The following is a 21442-nucleotide window of genomic DNA, read 5'->3' on the forward strand; positions in this document are numbered from 1 at the left end:
ATAGTTTTAGGAGGTAACCATGATAAACTTGACTCCGTTTTTTCCTGAACTTCTTTTTATAGGATTTACTTTGTTTTATTTTGTATTAGGCCTTTGGATAAAAAAAAGGGTGGTTCATTCCTTGCTGGTAATCGCTTTTTCTGTTTTAACTTTGCTTACGTTGTTTCAGGTTCAGGGAGAAGCCTTTAAAGGGATGTTTGTAGCCGACTCCTTTAGTCAAACCTTAAAACTTGTGTTTTTGATAAACTTAGGGATTTGTAGCCTTTTGGGTATGAATTACTCCCAGATAAAGGATGAACTCTTTTACGAGTTTAACCTTCTTCTTATGCTTAGCACCTTAGGGATGATGTTTATGGTTTCTTCTAAGGAACTTTTAAGTCTTTTTCTTTCTTTAGAGTTTATGTCCCTTTGTCTTTATCTTTTGGCTGGTTTTGTGGTAACAGACCCTAAGACAAACGAGGCCGCACTTAAGTATTATCTCTTAGGTAGTATGTTTTCAGCCTTGTTGATTTTAGGGATTTCTATCTTTTACAGTATATTTGGAGGAACAACCTTTAAGATTATCGCTGAAAACCTTCCTTTGATGTCTCAACATCCGTTTTATCTTTTTACGGGAATTATATTGATCCTTTCTGCCTTTACTTTTAAGGCTGGGCTTGCCCCTTTTCATCAGTGGTCTCCTGATGTTTACGAAGGCGCTCCTACTCCGGTTACAGCTTTTATGTCTGTAGGCCCTAAGGTTGCTGCCATAGGGGTTATGGCAAGTTTTTTGACAGAAGCCTTGTCTCAAAAACCTGAGCTATGGATAGGACCTTTGATTTTTGTAGCTCTTTTAACTGCAGCTATAGGTAATATCTTAGCCTTAAGACAGGTCAATCTTAAACGTCTTCTTGCCTATTCTTCTATAGCCCATGCAGGCTATCTTTTACTTGCGGTTATAGCCTGCTCAACCTCAGGACTCAAGGCTATTTCTTTTTATGCCCTTGTATATACCTTTATGAACCTTGGTGCTTTTGCTACTCTTATTTCTTTTCCTCAAGGAGAAAGGATAAATGCCTTTTTAGGACTTTCTCAGGCTAACCTATTTTTAGCTATATCCATGTTAGTTTTCCTTTTTTCCCTGACAGGCCTTCCCCCTTTTGGTGGTTTTGTAGCCAAATTTTTTATATTTAAGTCTATCATAGAGTCTGGATATACCTGGGTTGCGGTAATTTCTATTCTTTTCAGCATCCTTTCCGCATACTATTATCTAAGGGTTGGGGTAAAGATGTTTTTCTATGAAGGAGAAATATCTCTACCTTCTACACCTCTGTCTTTAAGATTAATACTCGTTTTTACCTTAAGTTTTACCATAATCCTTGGGATTTTTCCTTTTTTGCCTTAAAGTATCTATAGTAATTTTTAAATCAAGAATTATTTTTTAAAGAAATATGTATAATATAAAAATATATGGAAAAAATAAAAAAGGAGGGATTGGTATGGCCAATTTTTCATTAATTAAACAGTTAAAAAAGAAACTTTTCTACATTTCTTTGATATTCTTTTTGATAACCGGCTTTTTTTGTATGTGATGACCAAGCATTTTATCTATGCTAAGGATACAGAAAAACTTATTGGGATTCTTGCGAACGCGTATAAGATAACCATTAAAGATGAAGGAGAAATCCTTGCATCCTATGCCTCTTTGTTGTCCAATAAAGCTGTCAGTGATGTTTATGTATCTTTACTTAAGGAAGCTGGTACACTTTCTGAGGTAAATGATGCCAATAAAAAAATTTTTGAAAAGTATGGTCAGACCCTTCGGGAAACAGTGACCCCTCAGATTAAAGCTGCTGGAATAAGTAAATATCATATACATTTTCATCTTCCTGGCCCAAGGTCTTTTTTACGCTGGAACCGTCCTCAAGGGGAAGATGTAAAACTTGACGACTTATCCACTTTTCGTTTTACTGTAGCTAAAGTGCAGAAGGAAAAACAGCTTCTTACTGGACTTGAGGCAGGAAGAGACGGTCTTTTCCTTAGGGGTATTGCTCCTATAGTAAGAGATGGACAAACCATTGGTTCTGTTGAATTGGGAATGAATCTTAGAGATTTAGTTAAAAATTTACAGTCTACTTATACTCAAATTTCCCATTATGTGATCCTTGTAAACAAGGACTTAGAAAAGATTATGAGCCCTTATCTTGCTAAGGGTGAGGCCAAAGTCTTAGACAAAGGAATTCTTTATTCTAAAACCGAAAACATCGAAGAGAACTTACTAAAAAAGCTTATTAATGCCAAAAAATACCCTGTGGAGGTTGGCTCTTTAGTTTTTCACGCCATTCCTCTTTATGATTATTCAAACAACCAGATAGGATTTATTATCATAGGTATCAAGCGTGGAGAGATTATAAATCTTTTTCGTTTTAGCGGATTTATCTTGGGGCTTGTTGCCTTTGTGGTGTTTTTCTTTGGTTTTATGGTGATAAACAAAACCTTACAGAAAATCTCACAATCTTTGTCAGACACAACCAATATGGTAGAAGAACTCGGTAGAGGTGGAGGCGATTTAACCTTTAGATTTGAAGTTAAGTCTCAAGACGAGTTAGGAGTGTTAGCCTCTAAATTTAACCATTTCTTAGAAACTTTAGCTTCGATAGTTAAAAACCTAATAGAAAAGGCTGAGGATTTGTTTAGACTTTCTAAAAAACTTCAAGACGATGTAGACACCACCTTTAACTCTGTTAAGGAATTTACGGAAAAAGCAGACCTTATAAGTGCAAGTTCATCTGAGACCGTAGAGGTTATAAACAATGTTACCACTCAACTTGATGAGCTTACTAGAGCCATCAAAGAGATAAGCGAAAAAGCCCAGTTAAGCAAGTCAATCGTAGCTGATACTGCCAGAGAAGTAGATAAATCAAAAAATTTAGTAGAAGAGTTGATTTCATCTTCTTCAACGATCATAGAAGTAGTAGACCTGATTAAAGATATCGCAGACCAGACCAATCTTCTTGCCCTCAATGCATCGATTGAGGCAGCTCGTGCTGGGGAAGCTGGCAAGGGGTTTACCGTAGTAGCCAACGAAGTTAAAGAGCTTGCCAAACAAACACAAGTTGCTACAGAAAACATCAAGAAAAAGATCGACCTTTTATTACAGAATAGCAATTCAGTTGCTCATTCTGTAGGAAGTATCGTAGAAATGATGAAAAAAGTAGAAGAGGCAGCGGTGGCTATCGCTGCAGCAGTTGAAGAACAGGCTATAGTTGTCCAAAACGTTTTTGAGCACATCACTTTTGCCAGAGACAAAGTGCTTTTAAACGAAGATCACGCTCAAGCCATAAAGATTGGTGTAGAAAAATTGATTAGCTCTTCTCAAAAGCTTAAGGCATCAGGTGAAGAAGTAGGAAGAATTGCTGAAGAGATTAAAGATATAGTTTCTCAGTTTAAGGTATAATGTATAATCTTAGGTCAATTAGGCTCCCTCCTTTAGAGGGAGCCTATAGATTTATTTTATGTTTTATTTTATGTTTTAATCTTTTTCCTCTTCTTCCTGGTTAGAAATTCCAGAAAGAAGTCCATGGTGTTTCATCTTAGTCCTCAGTTGTTTTCTTGAGATGCCTAACAACTGAGCCGCTTTAGTTTGGTTCCATCCGGTTTCTTCTAACGCTTTAAGGATAAGGGTTTTTTCCATCTCTAACAGGTTTAAGGTGTTCGAGGAAGACATTTCTTTTTCTTTTGAACCTAAAATTCTTTTTGGTAGATGTTTAAGTGAAATTACACCAGAGGTAGAAAGAATAACCGCTCTTTCTATCACATGCATAAGTTCTCTTACATTGCCAGGCCATTCGTAGTTTATCAACATGTCCATCACCTCAGGTTCTACCATCGGTATAGGACGATTGTTTTCCTTAGCAAATTTTTGGACAAAATGCTGTATAAGAAGAGGAATATCTTCTTTTCTTTCCCTAAGGGGAGGTAGGTGCACCCTTACTACGTTAAGCCTCCAGTACAGGTCTTCTCTAAAAGTGCCTTCCTTGACTGCGTTTTCGAGATCTCTGTTGGTAGCAGCAATCACCCTTACATCAACCTTGATTTTGTTAAGTCCTCCCAACCTTTGAAATTCCTTTTCTTGCAAGAATCTTAAAAACTTTTTTTGTAGACTTGTAGGTAATTCTCCTATCTCGTCTAAAAATACAGTGCCCCCGTTAGCTAACTCTAAAAGTCCTATTTTTTTCTCTGTAGCTCCGGTAAATGCTCCTTTTTCGTATCCAAAAAGTTCGCTTTCTAAAAGATTCTCTGGAAGGGTAGTGCAGTCAACCACTATAAACGGACGGTCTTTTCTTTTGGAGAGCCTATGGATTGCCCTTGCTATCAGTTCTTTACCTGTACCAGATTCTCCAGTAATAAGCACGTTAGAGTTACTATCAGCTACCATTTCTATTATATAAAAAATTTCTTTCATTACCGAACTTTTAGCTATGATCTCTGGAAATTTATGAGAGATATCTTCTTTATAGTCTAATTTTTCATGTTTAGAGATGGCATCTTTGATTACCTCAACCAGAAGTTCAGGGTCAACCGGTTTTACCAGATAATGAAAAGCCCCTAATTTCATAGCCTCTACAGCTTTTTCGATCGTTCCATAAGCAGTAAGCATGATTACCGGCAACATGATGTTTTCTTTTCTTAGCCATCTTAACATTTCTATCCCGTCCATACCAGGAAGTCTATAATCAAGAAGTAGACAGTGAGGTTTGTGTTTTCTAAGCTGAAAAATACCCTCTTCTACGGTTTGGGCGGTTATTATAGTGTAATCATGTTTTTTGAGGATGGTAGAAATGGTTTTTAGACTGTTTATCTCGTCATCTATAAAAAGTATCTTATATTTCATATCTTATCGGGAGGAAAACCTTAAATTCTGTCCCTTCTCCTTTTTTACTAAAAACAGATACTTTGCCTCCATGTTCTCTAACGATTTTTTCTACACAAGCAAGTCCAAGTCCTGACCCTGTAACTTTAGTAGTAAAAAACGGTTCAAACACCTTATCTAACAGTTCTTCTGGTATCCCTTCACCCGTATCTTTTACAGAAATAACTACCAATCCCCCTTCTCTTTGTGTCGCAACCGAGATTTTATCCCCTTTTTTCGTAGCGTCTCCGGCGTTTACCAAAAGGTTTAACATCACCTGTTTGAGTTGATAGGGGTCAAAATAAAACTCAGGTATAGAAGGATCTAAACTTAATTCTATTTGTTTTCCTTCTTCTTCAAACTCAGGTTTCACCAAATTTATTATTTCTTTTATGATATTATTAATCTGCGTTTTTTCAAGTTTTAAAGGAACAGGCCTTGCATAAGTTAAAAAACCGGTGATCAGTTCATTTAATCTTTGGGTTTCTTTGTCTATGATAGAAAGAAATTCCTGCAAAACTTTACCTTTAAAGTTGGTTTTAAGGTAAGAACAAGCAGCCTTAATAGAGTTTAACGGATTTTTGATTTCATGAGCAACCACCATGGCCATCTCTGAAACCGCAGAATATTTTTCAAGCTTAATTTTTTCTTTGGTGGCTTTATCAAGTTGTTCCATATAAGACCTTAGGTCTGCTACCATCTTATTAAAACTTTCTATTACATAACCTAACTCATCACCACATGAATACTTATAAACAAAACAGTCTTCACACTCAATTTTTAAAACACTCTTACACCATTTTTTCGAATCTTCGTTAAGCCAACATCTGGTTTTTCCGTAAGAAGGGCATCGATAATCCTTGCACTGGTAGAAGTCTTTACATAAAATAAGTTTTTCATTTTCACAAAATTCAAACTTGTTAGCCTGCACTTTTTGAATGCTTTTTTTAAGTTTGTTTAGTGGTTTGGTTAGGGTGATAGATATAAAGTACGCCACCACAAGCGCTACCAGCAAAAAAACTCCCGATATAAAAAGCATATAACGTTTCAGCGTATTTATAGAGTGTTCAATAAAATCATTAATGTCTGCTTCTGAAACTCCTATTCTAACCGCACCTAACGAAAAGTCTTCTTTGAAAACCGGACGGTTAAAGTGCTTTATCCCATTATTATCTAAACTTTCCCAGGTTTTGAAGGTAGAATCATTTACAGGAATAAATTGGCCTAATTTAGAAGGATTGGTATGAGCTACTATCCTTCCGTTTTTGTCAACAACCATCACATATACTATCCCTGGAAGGTTTTTTAAAGAACTTACCTTTTCTTCGAGTTTAAGAGGGTCAAAAAAAACCAACCAGTCTACCACCTCTAAAGAAAAGTTTTCTAAGTTATGGGTTAGCCCTTCATAATATTGATTTTTTAAAGAATTTTTTTGGTAGTTTATTATCAAAAAATTTACGCTAAAAAGTAGTAAGGTTATCAAAAACAAAAAAGAAAGAAAGATTCTGCTTTTAATGCTAAAACTTCTTAAGAGTTTATAAAAAGTTGATAAAAAATCTTTACGGATTAACATATCTTTTTATAGGTTCAAATTCTTTATCTTCCACAGGTTTAAATTTTTTTACTTTCAGGTTTTTCAGGATAGAAGCAGGTAGATGGGTGAGTGATTCTTGGACTTTTTTGGCGAGGTCCTTGTCTGCTTTAACCACCGCCCAGGGCCAGTTTGGTAAAAACTCTGTTGGGGTCAAAACTTCTATCTGAGAGAGATCTACTTCTTTTCCAAAAACACCAAGAGCTGCCTCTCTTATGAAACCTGCGTCTGCCTCTTTTTTATACACCCCGATGATCACCCTTTCTTGCCTTTTCACGTCTACTAACCGAAAATCTCTCCTTAAATTGTATCCTCTCTTTTCTAAATAAATTTTTTGTGAAAGAAAACCACCGGCAGAATAAGGAGAAACTATGAAAATTCTTTTGTTTTTTAAATCTTCTATCTTTTTAATCGGACTATCTTTTCTTACGATAATAATCCCTCTAAACCTGTCCCCTCCACATATCTCACTTGATTCATCTATACAGTCTTCTCCTACGGTTAGGGCTATAGCCTTTGCATGCCCAGATTTCGACAGAAGAGCATAAACATAGGGATTTTGATAGGCAAAGTGTACTTCTTTTTTCTTTACTAAGGTGATAAATTCTTCGAAATTTTTAGGGATGACAATTTTAAACTCCTTTCCTGTCTTTTCTGAAAGATACTTCATCAAAGGATCAAACCTCTGATAGATAGTAAGCGGACTGTAAAGAGGTAAAATGGCAACCTTTATGGTATCAGGCCCGTATTTTATTAAATCCTTTCCTTTAAATAATTTTATCAGTACTCTTATGTAGTCAAAGTCTCTGTCTTCAGCAGGCACAAGTTTTTCTATCTGCAGGTTAGTTAAAACCTCTTTAGGAAGAGACACAAGGATTTCTTTTAATAACTGTTTCTCTTTTAAAGCAGAGGTTGAAGCAATCAAAAATACAGGCACTTTTTCAGAGGACTTTATTACTTTAAGACCTGAGGTTAAATAAGGTTTGGCTATCGATTCACTTAAGGCTCCTACCTCATAATCTCCTATCAATACAGAGAGAGCAATCCTTTTTTCCTGACCTAAAAAATCTACCTTAGAAAAGTCTTTTAAAGAAAGTTCTAAGTCTTTTAGCATGGACAAAGGGATTAGATAACTGAAAGAAGAATTTTTATCCCCTAAGGCAAGCCGTTTGTTAACAGCATCAAAAATCCTTTCTATTCCTGAATTTTCTTTGGTTACAAAAATGCTGCTTGCCTCTCCCTGTCCTCCCTTGGGCTTAACTAGAGGAAAAATCTTTTGAGGATAAAGGGCCTTTAATTCGCAGTAAAAAGCTGGGTCTATCATTAGAAGATGTAGTTTATCCTCTGCCACTTTTTGGGTTAGCTCTTCAAAGTTGGCTGAGATGTCTATCGAAACAGGTTTTTTAAGTTGATTTTCTAAATAGGTTTTTAAAGGATAAAGCTGTAAAAAGGTTTGTTGAGGAGAGCTTACGTTTAAGACCCCTATAACTAAAGGAGGTCCGTTTAAAACCTCCGAGGGCTTATTTTCCTGAGTTTGTCTTCCTTTGTCTTTAAAACACCCGGATAATAAAAACCCTAAGAAGATGGTTAAAAATAGAGCCCAAAACCTATTTCTTTTTAACATCTTCTAAATACTCTCTAACGCTAAGTGCGGCTACAGCGCCCTCACCACAGGCAATCACTATTTGCCTAAAGGGTTTACTAACGCAGTCTCCACAGGCAAAAATTCCCTTCTGAGAGGTTTCCATCTTTTTATCTGTAATTATAAAACCGTTAGGGTCTAACTCTACGAAACCTTTTAACCAAGAGGTATTAGGCTCATATCCTATAAAAATAAAGACCCTAGAAACTTCTAAATATTTTAGTTCTCCTGTTTTTTTATCTAAAACCTTTATCCTTTCTACCTTGTGTTTTCCTTCGATAGCCTCTACAGTCGAGTTCAAGATTATCTCAATCTTAGGGTTTTTAAAAACCAAATTTTGCAAATAGGCCTCAGCCCTAAACTTATCTCTTCGATGAATTAAAAAAATCTTTTTTACAAACTTGGTAAGTTCTAAGGCTTCTTTAAGAGCCGAATCTCCACCTCCTACCACAGCCACCACCTCATCCTTAAAAAAAGGTCCGTCACAGGTAGCACAAAAAGAAACTCCCTTGCCTATCAATTCCTTTTCCCCAGGAATACCTAATTTTTTAGGGGATGCCCCTAAAGCTAAGATCACCGCATAACTTAAAACGTAGGTCTTGTCAGAAAACCAGATTTTAAAAAGTTCCTGTTCTTTTTCTATACTAACGACTTCTTTTGATAATAAGTTCAACCCTAATCTTTCTACTTGCTTAACCATCTTTTCTATCAAGTCAAACCCTGATATACCTTCAGGAAATCCGGGATAGTTTTCTATCTGTTCTGTAAGGACTACCTGACCACCTAAAAAGTTTTTTTCTATAAGTAGAGTGTTTAGCATCCCCCTTTGAGCATAAAGATAGGCAGTAAGACCTGCAGGCCCTTCACCTATTATGGTTAGATCATAAGTAGTTTGTTGGGTCATTTTGGTTTCCCATTTTACTTTTTTTAGTTTTATATTATAATTTCTTTTTAAATTTTATTAAGAGGTGAAAAGATGTGTAAAGAATGTGGGTGTGGATTGGTTAATCATCCTTCAGAAGGATCGGAAAAACATCATGAACACCACCATGGACATACCCATTCCAAGGAAACCTTGCAACTTCTTGAAGACATCATGAAATATAACGAATTTCAGGCAAGACATAACAGGGAACATTTTGAAGAATATGGAATTTACGCCATAAACCTTATGAGTGCCCCAGGTTCTGGGAAAACTACCTTGTTAGAAAAAACTATAGAACTTCTTTCAGGAAAGTTAAGGATAGGGGTAATAGAAGGGGACTTAGAGACAGAGAGAGACGCTGAAAGAATAAGGAAAAAAGGAGTACCTGTGTATCAAATAACTACAGGCAGTGCCTGTCATTTAGACGCATCTTTGATCCATAAGGCTATGCATAAACTTCCGATGGACCAGATCGACCTTCTTTTTGTAGAAAACATAGGGAACCTTGTTTGTCCTGCAAGTTATGACCTTGGCACCCACCTTAACGTAACCCTTCTTTCAGTGCCTGAAGGAGAAGACAAACCAGAAAAATATCCTCTCATTTTTAAGGTTTCTCAGTTGGTGGTTATCACCAAGATAGATTTGCTTCCCTACTTTGACTTTGACCTGGAAAAGGTAAAAGCCCAGATACAAAAGATCAATCCTAAGGCTCAGATTATCGCCCTTTCTGCCAAAACAGGAGAAGGGTTTGACCTTTGGGTCAAATTTTTAGAGGATACCTATACTCAACATAAAAACTCTCTAAGATAGAGGAAAGGTTATGGGATTTGAAAAACTTTTGTTAGCCCATGGAGGAGGTGGAGAGGAAACCTTATCTTTGATAAAAGATTTTATTTTGAAATATTTTACCAACCCTATTCTTGAGCCTCTTGAAGATGCAGCTTTACTAACCAATCAAATTTCTCGATTGGCTTTCACCATAGATGGTTTTACCGTAAAACCTATTTTCTTTAAAGGTGGCAACATAGGGAAACTTGCTGTAACTGGCACGGTAAATGATTTAGTGGTAATGGGGGCTAAACCTTTATATCTTACGGTAGGTTTTATCATCGAAGAAGGGTTTAAAATCAAAGATTTAGAAAAGATTTTACAGTCTATGCAAGAAGAGGCCATAAAAAACGAAATTTACATCGTGGCAGGAGATACAAAAATCGTACCCAAGTCAGAGGTAGACGGTATTTTTATCACAACCTCAGGTATAGGAGAGGTGATTTATTCAGGCATTTCTTGTAAAAACCTAAAACCAGGAGACGTTATTTTGGTTTCTGGCCCTATAGGAGACCATGGGGCCTGTATTTTGGCAGAAAGAGAAGGTATAAAAGTAGACATAGAGTTAGAAAGTGACTGCGAAACCCTTTGGCCTGTGTTAAAACCTCTTTTTGAAAGTGGGATTGAAATCCATGCGATGAGAGACCCAACCCGTGGAGGATTAGCCGCTACTCTTCATGAATGGGCTTATAGTTCTCAGGTAAATCTGGTGGTAGATGAAGAAAAAATTCCTGTGAGGCCTCAGGTAAAGGCCTTTTGTGAGGCCCTTGGATTTGAGCCTTATCATTTAGCCTGTGAAGGAAGAGTAGTAATAGCCTTACCAGAAAAAGATGCCGAAAAGGCCTTAGAAATTTTAAGGTCTCATCCATCTGCAGCTGAAGCTAACATCATAGGACAGGTGTTGGACCATAGTCCCTCTCCTCAAGTATATCTCAAAACACTGTATGGCACTCATAGGGTTTTGGAAAATACCTCAGGAGAACTCTTCCCGAGGATTTGTTAGGTAAAGCCTATGCATGAGTTTTTTATCGTTCAAAACGTGATAAGAACCGTAGAAGACTTGATGGTTAATCACCCTAAGAAAAAAGTAGTAAAGGCGGTTTTGTTGATAGGAAGATTTTCTGGGGTTGAGCCTGAGTTATTACAAACTGCCCTTGATTTTTTTAAGCAAGGAAGCGTTTTAAAAGACGCAGAAATCGTGATAGAAATAGAAGACCTTAGGATGAGATGTCAGAAATGTCAGCAAGAATTTTCAAAAGAGAAATGGGATCTTACCTGTCCTTTTTGTGGCTCCTTTGAAACTGAGGTTCTTTCAGGAGAAGAGATGTTACTCAAAAGCTTAGAACTGGTCGATGAGGATTAGATACCGGATCAGGATAAACGGGGTAGTCCAGGGGGTTGGTTTTCGCCCTTTTGTGTATAACCTTGCTAAATCCTTAGGGTTGACAGGTTTTGTCAGCAACGATACCAACGGAGTTTTTATCGAGGTTGAAGGCAACGAGGATACTCTGCAGGATTTTTTAGAGAGGTTAGTTAAAGAAAAACCCCGGCTTTCGCAAATTTACCGTGTGGTTCATGAAAAACTTCCCTCTGTAGGCTATGAAGACTTTTTGATTAAAAAAAGCCTTAAAGATGAAGAGATAACCTTAGACATCTTGCCTGATGTAGCTACCTGTGAATTTTGTTTAGAAGAACTGTTTAATCCTTCAGACCGAAGGTATCGATATCCCTTTATCAACTGCACCCTTTGTGGACCAAGGTTTACCATCATAGAGAGTTTACCTTATGACCGAGAAAAGACGGTGATGAAAGAATTTACGATGTGTCCTGCATGTTTTGAAGAATATACCGATCCTACTGATAGGAGGTTTCATGCCCAACCTATAGCTTGCCCGATCTGTGGCCCTCAGCTTGAATTCTATGATCTTAAACGAAACAAGCTGGCAGAAAAGGAAGAGGCTTTATATCAAGCCATAGAAAAAATAAAACAGAAAAAAATAGTAGCTGTCAAAGGTTTAGGAGGATTTCATCTTGTCTGCGATGCTACAGACAGAGAGGTGGTAAAACTTTTAAGACAAAGAAAGAGAAGGTCTAAAAAGCCTTTAGCTGTGATGTTTAAGGATTTAGTCCAGTTAGAAGAATATTGTTTGGTTACCTCTCAGGAAAAGGAGCTACTTTTATCTCCTTCTCAGCCGATAGTCCTTTTAGAAAAAAAAAGTAAGCTTTTACCTGAGGAAATAGCCCCAGGATTAAAAAAAATAGGAGCTTTTTTGCCCTACACCCCTTTGCATCACTTAATTCTAAAAGAGATAGACCTTCCTTTGGTGGTTACCTCTGCCAACCTTTCAGATGAACCTATAGTGATAGACAACGAAGAGGCCTTTAACAAACTTTCCTCCCTTGCAGATTACTTGCTTCTTCATAACCGAAAAATCCTAAGAAGAGCTGATGATTCGGTGGTAAAAGTAATAGCTGGTGGTCCTGTTTTTATAAGAAGGGCAAGAGGTTATGCACCCTTGCCGGTTTTTCTTCCCTTTAACGTAAAAAAACGGGTACTTGCGGTAGGTCCCAGGGAAAAAAACACCTTTGCCCTTGCCTTTCAAAACAAAATAGTGCTAAGTCAGCACATCGGAGACATAGAAACCTTAGAAGACCTAAAAGATTTCGAAAAAACCCTTTTAGACTTTACCAAACTTTATGAGTTTGAACCAGAGGTCGTGGTAGCTGACCTCCATCCTTTTTATGAGACCACCAAATGGGCAGAACGTTTTGCCAAAGAACAGGGGCTTGAACTTATAAAGATACAGCATCATTTTGCCCACATCCTTTCTTGTATGGCAGAAAACGGGATCTTTGATGAGGTTTTGGGGGTTGCCTGGGATGGTACAGGATATGGAGAAGACCATACCGTTTGGGGAGGAGAGTTTCTCGTAGTAAAAGGGAATAAGTATCAGAGGGTTGGCCATTTTAAGCATTTTAGGTTAATAGGAGGAGAAAAAGCGGTAAAAGAACCTAAAAGAGTAGCCTTAAGTTTGATGTTTGAACTTTTAGGAGAAAAAACTTTCGACCTCTCCTTACCTTTTTTAAAAGAGTTTACCAAACAGGAGTTGACACTTCTTTATCAAGCCTGGAAAAAGGGTATAAATTCACCCTTAACCTCTTCTTGTGGAAGGCTTTTTGATGGGGTGGCTGCGCTAACAGGTTTAAACTTTGTTAACCACTATGAGGGAGAGTCTGCGATGCAGTTAGAAGACCTATTTTTGTATGATTTAGAAGATGCTTACGCAATAAGAATAGAGGAAAAAGAAGAAATCCTGATTTTTGACTGGGAAAGTATGATAGAAGAGATTGCCTTTGGAAAAGAGCCTTTACCAGTAAAAGCTACCAAATTTATCAACACTTTGGCTAAGGTTTGCGAAGAGATAGCTACGAGAATAGGGATAGAAAAGGTATGTCTTTCTGGTGGGGTTATGATGAACAAGCCTCTGGTAGAAAGGGTTAGAGAAAGGCTTTCTAAAAAGGGATTTAAGGTCTATCTACAAAGAAAAGTTCCTCCCAACGACGGAGGTCTTTCTTTGGGACAAGCTCTATATCCCAATCTTTAAGTTGAGAAACCACCGCTTCAATCAAAGGGATAAAATTAGCCTTTACTGAAGGAGAAAGTTCATACCTCATCTCAAGGCTTTCAGGTTCTAACCCTAACACCACAAGCTCCTCAGGAGAAAAACCTCTCATCTCAGCTAAGGTGAGTATGTCTAAAAAACTTACCTCATGGATGGAGAGTTTTTCAAGAATCTGTTTAGGTAGGGTGTCTTTAGTAAATTTGTGAAGGGTGCCAGGAGGACTTCCTTTTGCGATGGCATCTATTACCAAAAGTCTTTTGGCTTTTTCTATGTAAGGAAGTAGTTGAAAACTCCCTACTCCTCCGTCAACAAGCTCCACATTTTCAGAAGGAACTTCAAAAAACTCTTCCAAAACCTTAACTGCTAAAACTCCTATCCCTTCGTCTGCAAGTAAAACATTCCCTATCCCTAATACCACAACTTTATCCATCATCGATAAACTCTCTCATTATTTTTTAGACGAAGTCTTTAAAATTTTAATATACCATTTAAATATTAATTTAGGAAGTTGATATTGACTTTTACAAAAATGGGAAAAATAATAAAATTAAGATTTGAGTTAAACTTTAAATGATTTTATGACTTGGGGTTTTTGGTGTTGAATAGAGTTAAGTTTCAAAAACATGGAGTTTCGAGGGTTTCTATTTCAGGTTATTCCCTGATAGAGCTTATTGCAGTTATTTCTCTTATAGCTATCTTGGTGAGTGTTGCTATACCTTATATGTCTAGGTTGATTCGATATACTAAATATCAAAACTACTGTAATTCTTTAGAGCTTCTTATAAAACAGGCTAAAATCCTTGCGATGGAAAGAAGCACTAACATAGGTATTTGTGTGGATGACGAAAGAACGGTAAGGATTGTTGATATGGGTACGAATAGGGGAGCAGGGGCTTGCGTAGGAACCACTTTAAGAATTCTTCAGATAGAACCAGGAGATACCTCTTTTGTTAGGTTTGCTGGAAGTAGTGCATCGTTAGACCCCAGAGGTTTTGCTATTTTTAATGTTTTTAATGGAAATGCTTGTGTTCATAATTCAGAAAAAAACGTTTATTTTTTAGTTTGTATAAGCAGGTTTGGAGGGATAAGGGTTGAGACAGGGCAAGGAGGGTGTAGGAATTGTTCGTATTAAAAAAAAAGGTATTTCGCTTATAGAAGTTTTGATAGCGATTTTTATAGTAGGCATTGTGGTTTTATCAATAGCGCATCTTATGACCTTTAGTGCCTTAAGCACAAGAGAAGATACCTTAGGAATTTGTACATGGCAGGCTGCTTTGTCAGGAATAGAAGAGGTGAGAGGTAATAGAACGTTGATAGGAACTACCCGTAATTTCATATGCAGTATTTCTAACGGTACTACAAACAGCACGCTAAACGTTCAAGTCACCACAAGGATCATCAGAGGAGCAATTCCTAATACACCTCCTTCTGAAGGAAGCGGGATAAATTCATGTGCTTTGATAGAAGCAATGGCAACTTTATTTAACAAAAATTATACTGTAAGGGATATGGTATGCAACTTTCAATAAATCAGGGAAAAAACACGGGTTATTCTCTTTTAGAACTTTTAATTGCCACCTTTATAGGTCTTTTAGTCATAGCTGCTATGTATGGCTTTTATTGGGTTGCTCAGAATACTTTTACTCAGATAAAACATATTACTTCAGTTAAAGAACAAGCTAAGGTTGGTTTAGCTCAACTGGAATGGTTTTTTCAGAGATGGGGATTTGGAGTACCATGTTCTAACTATAATAATCCAACAGCCTGTATACAACTTTTTGTGGAAAACAGCACGACCCCTAAGTTTCCCTATCCTCCACCAAGTTCTCTTTATCTTCGGATATCTCAAAGTAACCCCTGTGATGAAGTTTGGTTTTATGGAAGTCTTGGTGGACAAGGTTTTGTAACCAGGGTTGTGGGGGTAAATAAGGTAGCTGTTATGAGCTGTAGATTAAACATCCAAAATACACAAAACAACAGAGAGAATTGTTATCATGTATGGAGAAGAAGGACCCATTTTGTAAATAAAAATGCTAACTCTAACGGCTCTTTATGCTATGATACCAATATTTTTAACATAACTACTACTGAATATCCCATAATTTTTAAACTTTCAGGGTTGTCTTCAAACAATCTTGACTGTTCTCGTGAAAACAATCCTGACAATGCTGAATTAGATATTAGGATTGAAGCCTATGAGGGAAGCTGGGAGGATTACAACGGAACCCAGCAGATTTTTGTTAATGCTACCAACCTGGAAGGAGGAGACCTTATCATAAGAACACCTCATCTAATTCATTTTTTTTGTAGACAAAACGAGCATGATCAAAATAACCTTTGGCTTTATGTAGAAACTAAAGATGTAGCTTTAAATTGTAAAACTAACGAAAATCCTATGCCTCTTGTTAGGGTTAATAGCTTTAAAGTTACCCCTCAAAATAATGGAGTTCTTGTCAGGATAGAAGTAATAGGTACAGAAACAAGGTTTGGAATAAATAACTCTAAAATTATAATGGTAGAAAGGTTTTTTGGGAGGTAAAAATGAAAAAAAGGGGCTTTGCTTTGGTTACAGCCCTTATTTTATGCTTTGTTTTGAGTATTATAGGTACAGCTGCCATAACCCTTTCTTATATCTCCTATCAAACAAGTATTGCAGAGAAAAATTTTTATCTTGCTGAGAAGGCTGCAAACGTATGTCTTTTAGCTGCTATGGATGAAATAAACAGGACAGGGTTTTGTAGTAACCAGGAATTTACTAATTCGGGATTAGGATATACTTTACCTTATGGAACCACCTGTAAGGTAACCTCTACTCAGAGTACTAACATCTGTTTCTTAAGGGCAGAGGGACAAGCAAGAAATTCAAGAGTTTTTAAAACTACCATTATTCAGGGTTTTTATGGAGCAGGTTTATATACTGTAAGAGGTGGAGTTAATGCTAATTATAGGGGAGGGCTTCTTACAGGTTGTGATGGAGAAAACAATTGTACTGTTCCTGCTTTTATAGCCTCAAGCGGGACTATAAACTTAGGGAGTACAACTCCTAGGTATTGTCCACAATCATCTAACACAGGAATATGGGGTAACCCTCCTACCTATACCAACGCTGCCTTTCGAGACCTCGTCCCCCTATTCTTCAACGTAAACTGTTTTGCTTCTAATTTTTATGATGTTAATCTTAGATGTAACTATGGCTTGACAGATGCCCTAAGAGACACGTATGGATGGGTCTATAGAAATAGTAATCAAGGATATTTTACCCCCTATCCAAACACTCAAACCTCAAACAATGCCACAGATTTTTATTTTTCTTCTTACGGAGAACCTGTGATAAACTCTGTACTAAGAAATGACTTGCAAAACTATTCTTCCCTGTCAGGACCTTGTGTTTTTACTTCTAACGCTAATTCATACGATTTGAGTAGTTTTTGTAATAATTTTTATAACTCTAATCCTAATTGTGGTAATTATACCTTAGTATTTACCAGGAGAACCTCTATAAGTCTTACAGGTTCTCTTCCTCTAACCTGTGGGAGTACTGACATCTCTTATCGTTGGGTGACCATTTTCCTACCAAGAGGCGGTAGTCTAAATAACGTAAACGGAGGTCTTCCTGTTTCTCAAACTTCCTTAGGAGAATGGAGATATCGTTTAAATATTTACTCCGGAGGTACTTTAAACATCTCTGGTAGTTTAGATTATGTAAGAATCCTTTCTAATGCACAGATCAATGTTTCTTCAGGAGTAAACATAAGAAACTCAACCATCATCCAAGCGCTTAATTCTGAAACAGAAAACAACAACGCTAATTCCCCTCAGAATTTCATTGGTAGTGGACAAATCAACCTTTATGACTCAAAAATAATCACCCGGCACATAAGGTTTACTAACGGAAATCTTTATGCCTTCAGGACCCTTTTATACCTCTATGCTAATGCTTGTCCTAACTGTGTAAGAAACACGAGCGATCCTAATCAAAATCCATGTTATACAGGAAGTAATACCTACAGATGTGGCTGGTATGGAGGTAATTATAACGCCTACGTAGGTATGTATCAAAACGGAACTTACGTGTTATCAGATGGAACTCCCTTGACCTCTCTTGTTATAAACAACAACTCTATCGTTAGATCTTCCAGTTTTTACATAGCTGGAATCTATTTTGGTCAGGATGTTAATTATTTAGTGGGAAGCACAAGCTTTATAAGAGGATTTCTTGTCAGAAATTTGCCTTCCAATCTTTCACTTCAAATAGGTTTTACAGATAATACTAATTTTCAGTTTAAGTTAGACGCAATCAACTCCTTGAGATATGACCCTCTGTCCCGAAGAGGTTTTTGGTTTGTAAGGAAGGTTAACTGTATTAGAGAAAAACCAACCCCAGCTTATTTTTCTGTCATAACCAGAATGACTACTTGGTAAGTTGTTATAAACTATTTCTAAATTTGTAGTATAAAGACCTATCTTAAGAAGGGATACAACTTAAGTAATTCTTGATACTGCCTTGTCTTACAAATTAGAAAATGGCTAAATTATTTTCCTATAGAGACCGATCTTTCTCTTTTGAGATTATCTTATCTATTCTTTCTTTTCTATAAAACCATTTGCTAAGAAAGAAATACATGGAAAGAAAAAAGACAGAAAAGATAAGCAACAGAGTAACCACAGTTACTGCATCATCCGGGGTTATTAAAACGTGCTTTCATTGATGGCTTCTTTTGGGAGGTAAAGGACGTATGGCAAAACCAAATAACTTTATATTTATCAGAGTAAAAGCACTGTAAGTTACAAAAAAGCCAACAGCACCCCACATACCTTCGGGAGAATAAACCTTAGATAGCATATCTGGATGTCCTATCTCCCTTATCTTTTGTTTTACCCTGAACCTCCAAACCAGAAAACTTACATAAAAGGATGAAATTGTAGATATAAAATTTGCAATCTTTGCCTCAAAACTTACATTTGCATATTCAGGGCTATAAAATATGATAAGCCAATAAATACCATATACTATACAAAGGAGAAACACTACTAAAAACAAAAGCTTTTTTCTACGCATATTTATATTTTAACTTAAAATTGCAAGTAGAAAATCCTATGTTTTTGGCTCCATTTGTCAAATGTTTTTCGATATAGAATTCTTCTGGCAGATATAGGCAATAGAGTTGACAGGAAGTTTTGCCTAGAAATTTTGCCTAAGAAAAAATCTGAAGGATCTTTTCAAATGAATAGTTTGTTGTTTCATAAAGTACCACTTTTTGATTATATTTGTATTTATTTAAATTTTATGTGGTGTGGTAAGGTAGTTAAGATGATTACAAGGATAAACTCAAATTTAAAAAATCTGCGGGAGGAGGGACTTGAACCCTCACGGGGAAATCCCCACCGGATCCTAAGTCCGGAGCGTCTACCGTTCCGCCACTCCCGCAAAAATTTTTGACATTTTAACCATATTTTAATAGATAAAACCGTTCTTTTCAAGATCGGTTTACTTTTCCTTTTCCATAAATGATTTTAGAGTTATAATAAAAACATGAACGTTGGACCCGCAGGTTCAACCTCTCTTAAACTTTTTGCTACCCCTAAAGAGAAAAATTTTGAAGAACTTAAAATCCGGGTGTTGATAGAAAAACTAAAGATCAGAGAAAAACAGGTTATAGCCCATGAGATGGCTCATAAAATCGTGGGAGGAAAGTATGCAGGAAGTGTACATTATCAGTATACACGAGGCCCAGACGGAAAACTTTACATTTCTGGTGGAGAAGTAAGCATAGATGTTTCTGAAGAAAGTTCCCCTGAAAAAACCATTCAGAAGATGGAAATCGTAAGGGCTGCAGCCTTAGCTCCAGCAGACCCTTCTCCTCAAGACCTACAGGTAGCACAAACCGCCACAGTCAAAGAAATAAAAGCAAGAAGAGAATTGAGTCTTTTGAAAGAAAAGGAACAACACCTATCTAAAGGAAAGATTTTAGATATCAAAGTTTAAATCATAAAAGACTTTACGATAGACCTCAGAAAAAGGCTCTCCCTGGTAGTGATAGGTAAGCATCCCTAAGGTTTTAGCAGGTTCGATATCATTTGACAAAGAGTCTCCTATCATCAAGGCTTCGTGTGGATTCACTTTTAGGGTTTCTAAGGCTGTTTGAAACAACCTTAAATCTGGTTTAAGGTATCCTACTTCACACCCTATAAAAATTTCATCAAAAAGTTCGCCTAACCCAAGCTGTTTTAAAATGTTTCTTAGTCTGGCATCCCAATTAGAAATAACCGCTGTCTTAATACCTTGTTTTTTTAAAAGGGATAATATCTCTGGAAAATCTTGAGCTAAAATCACACAATCCTTGGTTGCGAAGAACTCCCAACTTTTCTGAAAAACCTCCTCAAAACAAGGGGCATTTTTCAAAGGCTCAAAGGTTTTTTCAAATATTTGATACCAGCTTTTCTTACAAAGCTCTTGGGTCCAACGTTCAACCTTGTCATGCTTAAATTTATCCCTAAAAGCTGGTATAAACCTTTGCATTATCTCTGAAGGAGACACTTCATATCCCTTTTCTTTCCAAAATCTGGCGTAGACCTCACCTACCGACGGAGAGATATGTAAAAAAGTGCCTTCTACGTCAAAAAATACTGCTTTTATCTTTTTCCTTTCCATAGTTTTATTTTCTCATACTTTAGAGATTTTTTCAACTTTTGATTAAGTGAATTTTTGTCATAGCTTTTAGGGTTAGAAAACATTTTTAGTTCTGGTTATAGGCTTTTTTTACTTTTAACAGTAAAGGTATTGCCGAAAGTTGAAGAATTACCGAAACCGTGATAAGGGCATAAACAGAAAAATGATATAATGTTCCTAAAATGGTGCTACCTAAGAACCAGAAGAACCCGTAGGTTGTGTGAAACACACCATATCCTGTCCCTCTTTTTTCCTTAGGTACTAATAGGGCAACCGCTGCCCTCATGATAGACTCCTGGGCTCCCATACCTATACCCCATAAAATCATACCTAAGAGTGCTCCGTAAAATCCTCCTAAAAAGCATAAAGGAGAAAACCCTACTGATATTATTACAGAAAAAATAAGGACAAAGAAACCTTTTTTATCGAATAAATAGCCGAATAAGATGGCAGCCAAGGCATCAACTCCCATAGCTATGGCATAAAAAACAGGGATCCAGGTTTCTGAGACGGTAGCTACCTTTTTAAAGTGATAAGCAATCAGGGGATAGTCTGCATATCCTGCTCCGTATAAACTAACCGCTATAAGATAGATCCAGTAGACTTTTTTAAATCCTTCAGGTTTAACTTGGATGGTTTTGATTTTTAAATAAGAAGGCGAAGGGTATAAAAACCTGGCTATCATTAAGATTGAAATCGCTAAAACCGCCGGTATCAACAAAACCCCAAAAGCCTCTTTATAGCCTCCTTGAAGGTAAAAAACGAGGGCTATCATGAGAGGACCAAGCATGGCTCCTATCTGATCCATAGCCTCGTGAAGCCCAAAGCCCCATCCATAACCTATTTTCCCGGCTGCATGACTAAGTAGAGCATCTCTTGCCGGAGTTCTTATCGCTTTACCGATCCTTTCCATAAAAAGCAACATAATCGCCAATTCCCCTCGTCCTACCAATGCCAAAGCCGGTACACTTAGCAGGTTGATAAGATAACCTGCTATTATAATCCCCCAGTATTTACCTGTTTTATCGGTTATCCAACCTGAAATAATCCTTAGCCCATACCCTAAAAACTCGCCTAATCCAGCGATAAAACCTACAACCAAACTTGAAGCACCAAGGGTTAAAAGAAAAGGTCCGGTAATGCTTCTTGCTCCTTCGTAGGTTAGGTCTGAAAAAAGGCTTACTAAACCAAGTAAGATTATAAAAAAAGCAGGTTTTTTGGAATCAATCTTTAACATTTTGTCTTCCTTTATAAAGGAGTTAGTCATAAGAA

General features: G+C 36.9%; 19 protein-coding genes and 1 tRNA gene. 11 read left to right on the plus strand and 9 right to left on the minus strand.

The genetic code is table 11. From position 1 onward, the window contains the following. The first annotated feature begins 19 nt into the window (after positions 1–19). Positions 20–1384: an NADH-quinone oxidoreductase subunit N gene (locus PWP26_RS02335; protein WP_301398888.1), complete on the plus strand. Its 1365-nt coding sequence runs from the start codon at positions 20–22 to the stop codon at positions 1382–1384. A gap of 186 nt (positions 1385–1570) precedes the next feature. Continuing rightward, positions 1571–3436, plus strand: coding sequence for a methyl-accepting chemotaxis protein (locus PWP26_RS02340; protein ID WP_301398889.1), 1866 nt, complete (start codon positions 1571–1573; stop codon positions 3434–3436). 75 nt (positions 3437–3511) lie between these two features. Here PWP26_RS02340 and PWP26_RS02345 read toward each other — a convergent pair whose 3' ends face one another. Genes PWP26_RS02345 through trxB form a run of 4 tightly spaced genes read right to left on the minus strand, consistent with a single transcriptional unit; the run spans position 3512 to position 9028 of the window. Further along, entirely contained in the window at positions 3512–4873 is a 1362-nt protein-coding gene (locus PWP26_RS02345; RefSeq protein ID WP_301398890.1) for a sigma-54 dependent transcriptional regulator, read from the minus strand. Next, positions 4863–6464 (minus strand): ATP-binding protein, encoded by a 1602-nt coding sequence (locus tag PWP26_RS02350; protein ID WP_273010371.1) that lies wholly within the window; start codon positions 6462–6464, stop codon positions 4863–4865. Before PWP26_RS02350 ends, PWP26_RS02345 begins: the two co-directional genes overlap by 11 nt. Continuing rightward, positions 6451–8106: a PhnD/SsuA/transferrin family substrate-binding protein gene (locus PWP26_RS02355; RefSeq protein ID WP_301398891.1), complete on the minus strand. Its 1656-nt coding sequence runs from the start codon at positions 8104–8106 to the stop codon at positions 6451–6453. Before PWP26_RS02355 ends, PWP26_RS02350 begins: the two co-directional genes overlap by 14 nt. Continuing rightward, positions 8090–9028, minus strand: coding sequence for a thioredoxin-disulfide reductase (trxB, locus tag PWP26_RS02360; RefSeq protein ID WP_301398892.1), 939 nt, complete (start codon positions 9026–9028; stop codon positions 8090–8092). The genes PWP26_RS02355 and trxB overlap by 17 nt, the downstream gene beginning before the upstream one ends. A gap of 72 nt (positions 9029–9100) precedes the next feature. Between trxB and hypB the strand changes: the two genes are divergently transcribed. From hypB to hypF, 4 genes are read left to right on the plus strand one after another with little or no spacing between them, the layout of a single operon-like run. Next, positions 9101–9859 carry a hydrogenase nickel incorporation protein HypB gene (hypB, locus tag PWP26_RS02365; protein WP_301398893.1) on the plus strand — a complete coding sequence of 253 codons (759 nt, stop codon included), beginning with the start codon at positions 9101–9103 and terminating at the stop codon, positions 9857–9859. A 10-nt stretch (positions 9860–9869) separates the two neighbouring features. Continuing rightward, positions 9870–10880 (plus strand): hydrogenase expression/formation protein HypE, encoded by a 1011-nt coding sequence (gene hypE, locus PWP26_RS02370; protein WP_301398894.1) that lies wholly within the window; start codon positions 9870–9872, stop codon positions 10878–10880. A gap of 9 nt (positions 10881–10889) precedes the next feature. Beyond that, positions 10890–11240 carry a hydrogenase maturation nickel metallochaperone HypA gene (gene hypA, locus PWP26_RS02375; protein WP_273010367.1) on the plus strand — a complete coding sequence of 117 codons (351 nt, stop codon included), beginning with the start codon at positions 10890–10892 and terminating at the stop codon, positions 11238–11240. Further along, positions 11230–13482, plus strand: a complete 2253-nt coding sequence (gene hypF / locus PWP26_RS02380; protein ID WP_144241989.1) for a carbamoyltransferase HypF — start codon at positions 11230–11232, stop codon at positions 13480–13482. Before hypA ends, hypF begins: the two co-directional genes overlap by 11 nt. Here hypF and PWP26_RS02385 read toward each other — a convergent pair. Then, positions 13403–13933, minus strand: coding sequence for a HyaD/HybD family hydrogenase maturation endopeptidase (locus tag PWP26_RS02385; protein WP_273019716.1), 531 nt, complete (start codon positions 13931–13933; stop codon positions 13403–13405). The two genes, hypF and PWP26_RS02385, sit on opposite strands and share 80 nt — an antisense overlap. Positions 13934–14095: 162 nt before the next feature. On the opposite strand from PWP26_RS02385, the gene PWP26_RS02390 reads away from it, so the two are divergent. Genes PWP26_RS02390 through PWP26_RS02405 form a run of 4 tightly spaced genes read left to right on the plus strand, consistent with a single transcriptional unit; the run spans position 14096 to position 17922 of the window. Beyond that, positions 14096–14632 carry a Tfp pilus assembly protein FimT/FimU gene (locus PWP26_RS02390; protein WP_301398895.1) on the plus strand — a complete coding sequence of 179 codons (537 nt, stop codon included), beginning with the start codon at positions 14096–14098 and terminating at the stop codon, positions 14630–14632. Next, positions 14592–15029 (plus strand): prepilin-type N-terminal cleavage/methylation domain-containing protein, encoded by a 438-nt coding sequence (locus PWP26_RS02395; RefSeq protein ID WP_301398896.1) that lies wholly within the window; start codon positions 14592–14594, stop codon positions 15027–15029. Before PWP26_RS02390 ends, PWP26_RS02395 begins: the two co-directional genes overlap by 41 nt. Next, a complete protein-coding gene (locus PWP26_RS02400) occupies positions 15014–16039 on the plus strand; it encodes a PilW family protein (protein WP_301398897.1) in 1026 nt (341 codons plus the stop codon). Before PWP26_RS02395 ends, PWP26_RS02400 begins: the two co-directional genes overlap by 16 nt. A 2-nt stretch (positions 16040–16041) precedes the next feature. Continuing rightward, on the plus strand, positions 16042–17922 hold the full coding sequence (locus tag PWP26_RS02405; protein ID WP_301398898.1) for a pilus assembly PilX N-terminal domain-containing protein: 1881 nt from the start codon (positions 16042–16044) through the stop codon (positions 17920–17922). 280 nt (positions 17923–18202) lie between these two features. Here PWP26_RS02405 and PWP26_RS02410 read toward each other — a convergent pair whose 3' ends face one another. Together PWP26_RS02410 and PWP26_RS02415 are read right to left on the minus strand one after the other, a co-directional pair. Continuing rightward, positions 18203–18559 carry a hypothetical protein gene (locus PWP26_RS02410; protein ID WP_287567912.1) on the minus strand — a complete coding sequence of 119 codons (357 nt, stop codon included), beginning with the start codon at positions 18557–18559 and terminating at the stop codon, positions 18203–18205. A gap of 286 nt (positions 18560–18845) precedes the next feature. Continuing rightward, positions 18846–18928 (minus strand) — tRNA-Leu (locus tag PWP26_RS02415). A 105-nt stretch (positions 18929–19033) separates the two neighbouring features. Here PWP26_RS02415 and PWP26_RS02420 point away from each other — a divergent pair. Further along, positions 19034–19486, plus strand: a complete 453-nt coding sequence (locus PWP26_RS02420; RefSeq protein ID WP_273019092.1) for a putative metalloprotease CJM1_0395 family protein — start codon at positions 19034–19036, stop codon at positions 19484–19486. On the opposite strand, the gene PWP26_RS02425 is transcribed toward PWP26_RS02420, so the two are convergent. Beyond that, positions 19469–20152, minus strand: a complete 684-nt coding sequence (locus PWP26_RS02425; RefSeq protein WP_301398899.1) for an HAD-IA family hydrolase — start codon at positions 20150–20152, stop codon at positions 19469–19471. The genes PWP26_RS02420 and PWP26_RS02425 overlap by 18 nt on opposite strands. Before the next feature lie 85 nt (positions 20153–20237). Continuing rightward, a complete protein-coding gene (locus PWP26_RS02430; RefSeq protein WP_287567918.1) occupies positions 20238–21407 on the minus strand; it encodes an MFS transporter in 1170 nt (389 codons plus the stop codon). Positions 21408–21442: the final 35 nt, after the last annotated feature.

The sequence above is a fragment of the Thermodesulfobacterium sp. genome (assembly GCF_030445475.1).
GTDB lineage: Bacteria > Desulfobacterota > Thermodesulfobacteria > Thermodesulfobacteriales > Thermodesulfobacteriaceae > Thermodesulfobacterium > Thermodesulfobacterium commune.

What these genes read in the sequence shown, in the direction of transcription:
- PWP26_RS02335 (WP_301398888.1), top strand. Translation starts at nt 20, where the DNA reads ATGATAAACTTGACTCCGTTTTTTCCTGAACTTCTTTTTATAGGATTT.
- PWP26_RS02340 (WP_301398889.1), top strand. Translation starts at nt 1,571, where the DNA reads ATGACCAAGCATTTTATCTATGCTAAGGATACAGAAAAACTTATTGGG.
- PWP26_RS02345 (WP_301398890.1), bottom strand. Translation starts at nt 4,873, where the DNA reads ATGAAATATAAGATACTTTTTATAGATGACGAGATAAACAGTCTAAAA.
- PWP26_RS02350 (WP_273010371.1), bottom strand. Translation starts at nt 6,464, where the DNA reads ATGTTAATCCGTAAAGATTTTTTATCAACTTTTTATAAACTCTTAAGA.
- PWP26_RS02355 (WP_301398891.1), bottom strand. Translation starts at nt 8,106, where the DNA reads ATGTTAAAAAGAAATAGGTTTTGGGCTCTATTTTTAACCATCTTCTTA.
- trxB (WP_301398892.1), bottom strand. Translation starts at nt 9,028, where the DNA reads ATGACCCAACAAACTACTTATGATCTAACCATAATAGGTGAAGGGCCT.
- hypB (WP_301398893.1), top strand. Translation starts at nt 9,101, where the DNA reads ATGTGTAAAGAATGTGGGTGTGGATTGGTTAATCATCCTTCAGAAGGA.
- hypE (WP_301398894.1), top strand. Translation starts at nt 9,870, where the DNA reads ATGGGATTTGAAAAACTTTTGTTAGCCCATGGAGGAGGTGGAGAGGAA.
- hypA (WP_273010367.1), top strand. Translation starts at nt 10,890, where the DNA reads ATGCATGAGTTTTTTATCGTTCAAAACGTGATAAGAACCGTAGAAGAC.
- hypF (WP_144241989.1), top strand. Translation starts at nt 11,230, where the DNA reads ATGAGGATTAGATACCGGATCAGGATAAACGGGGTAGTCCAGGGGGTT.
- PWP26_RS02385 (WP_273019716.1), bottom strand. Translation starts at nt 13,933, where the DNA reads ATGATGGATAAAGTTGTGGTATTAGGGATAGGGAATGTTTTACTTGCA.
- PWP26_RS02400 (WP_301398897.1), top strand. Translation starts at nt 15,014, where the DNA reads ATGCAACTTTCAATAAATCAGGGAAAAAACACGGGTTATTCTCTTTTA.
- PWP26_RS02405 (WP_301398898.1), top strand. Translation starts at nt 16,042, where the DNA reads ATGAAAAAAAGGGGCTTTGCTTTGGTTACAGCCCTTATTTTATGCTTT.
- PWP26_RS02410 (WP_287567912.1), bottom strand. Translation starts at nt 18,559, where the DNA reads ATGCGTAGAAAAAAGCTTTTGTTTTTAGTAGTGTTTCTCCTTTGTATA.
- PWP26_RS02420 (WP_273019092.1), top strand. Translation starts at nt 19,034, where the DNA reads ATGAACGTTGGACCCGCAGGTTCAACCTCTCTTAAACTTTTTGCTACC.
- PWP26_RS02425 (WP_301398899.1), bottom strand. Translation starts at nt 20,152, where the DNA reads ATGGAAAGGAAAAAGATAAAAGCAGTATTTTTTGACGTAGAAGGCACT.
- PWP26_RS02430 (WP_287567918.1), bottom strand. Translation starts at nt 21,407, where the DNA reads ATGTTAAAGATTGATTCCAAAAAACCTGCTTTTTTTATAATCTTACTT.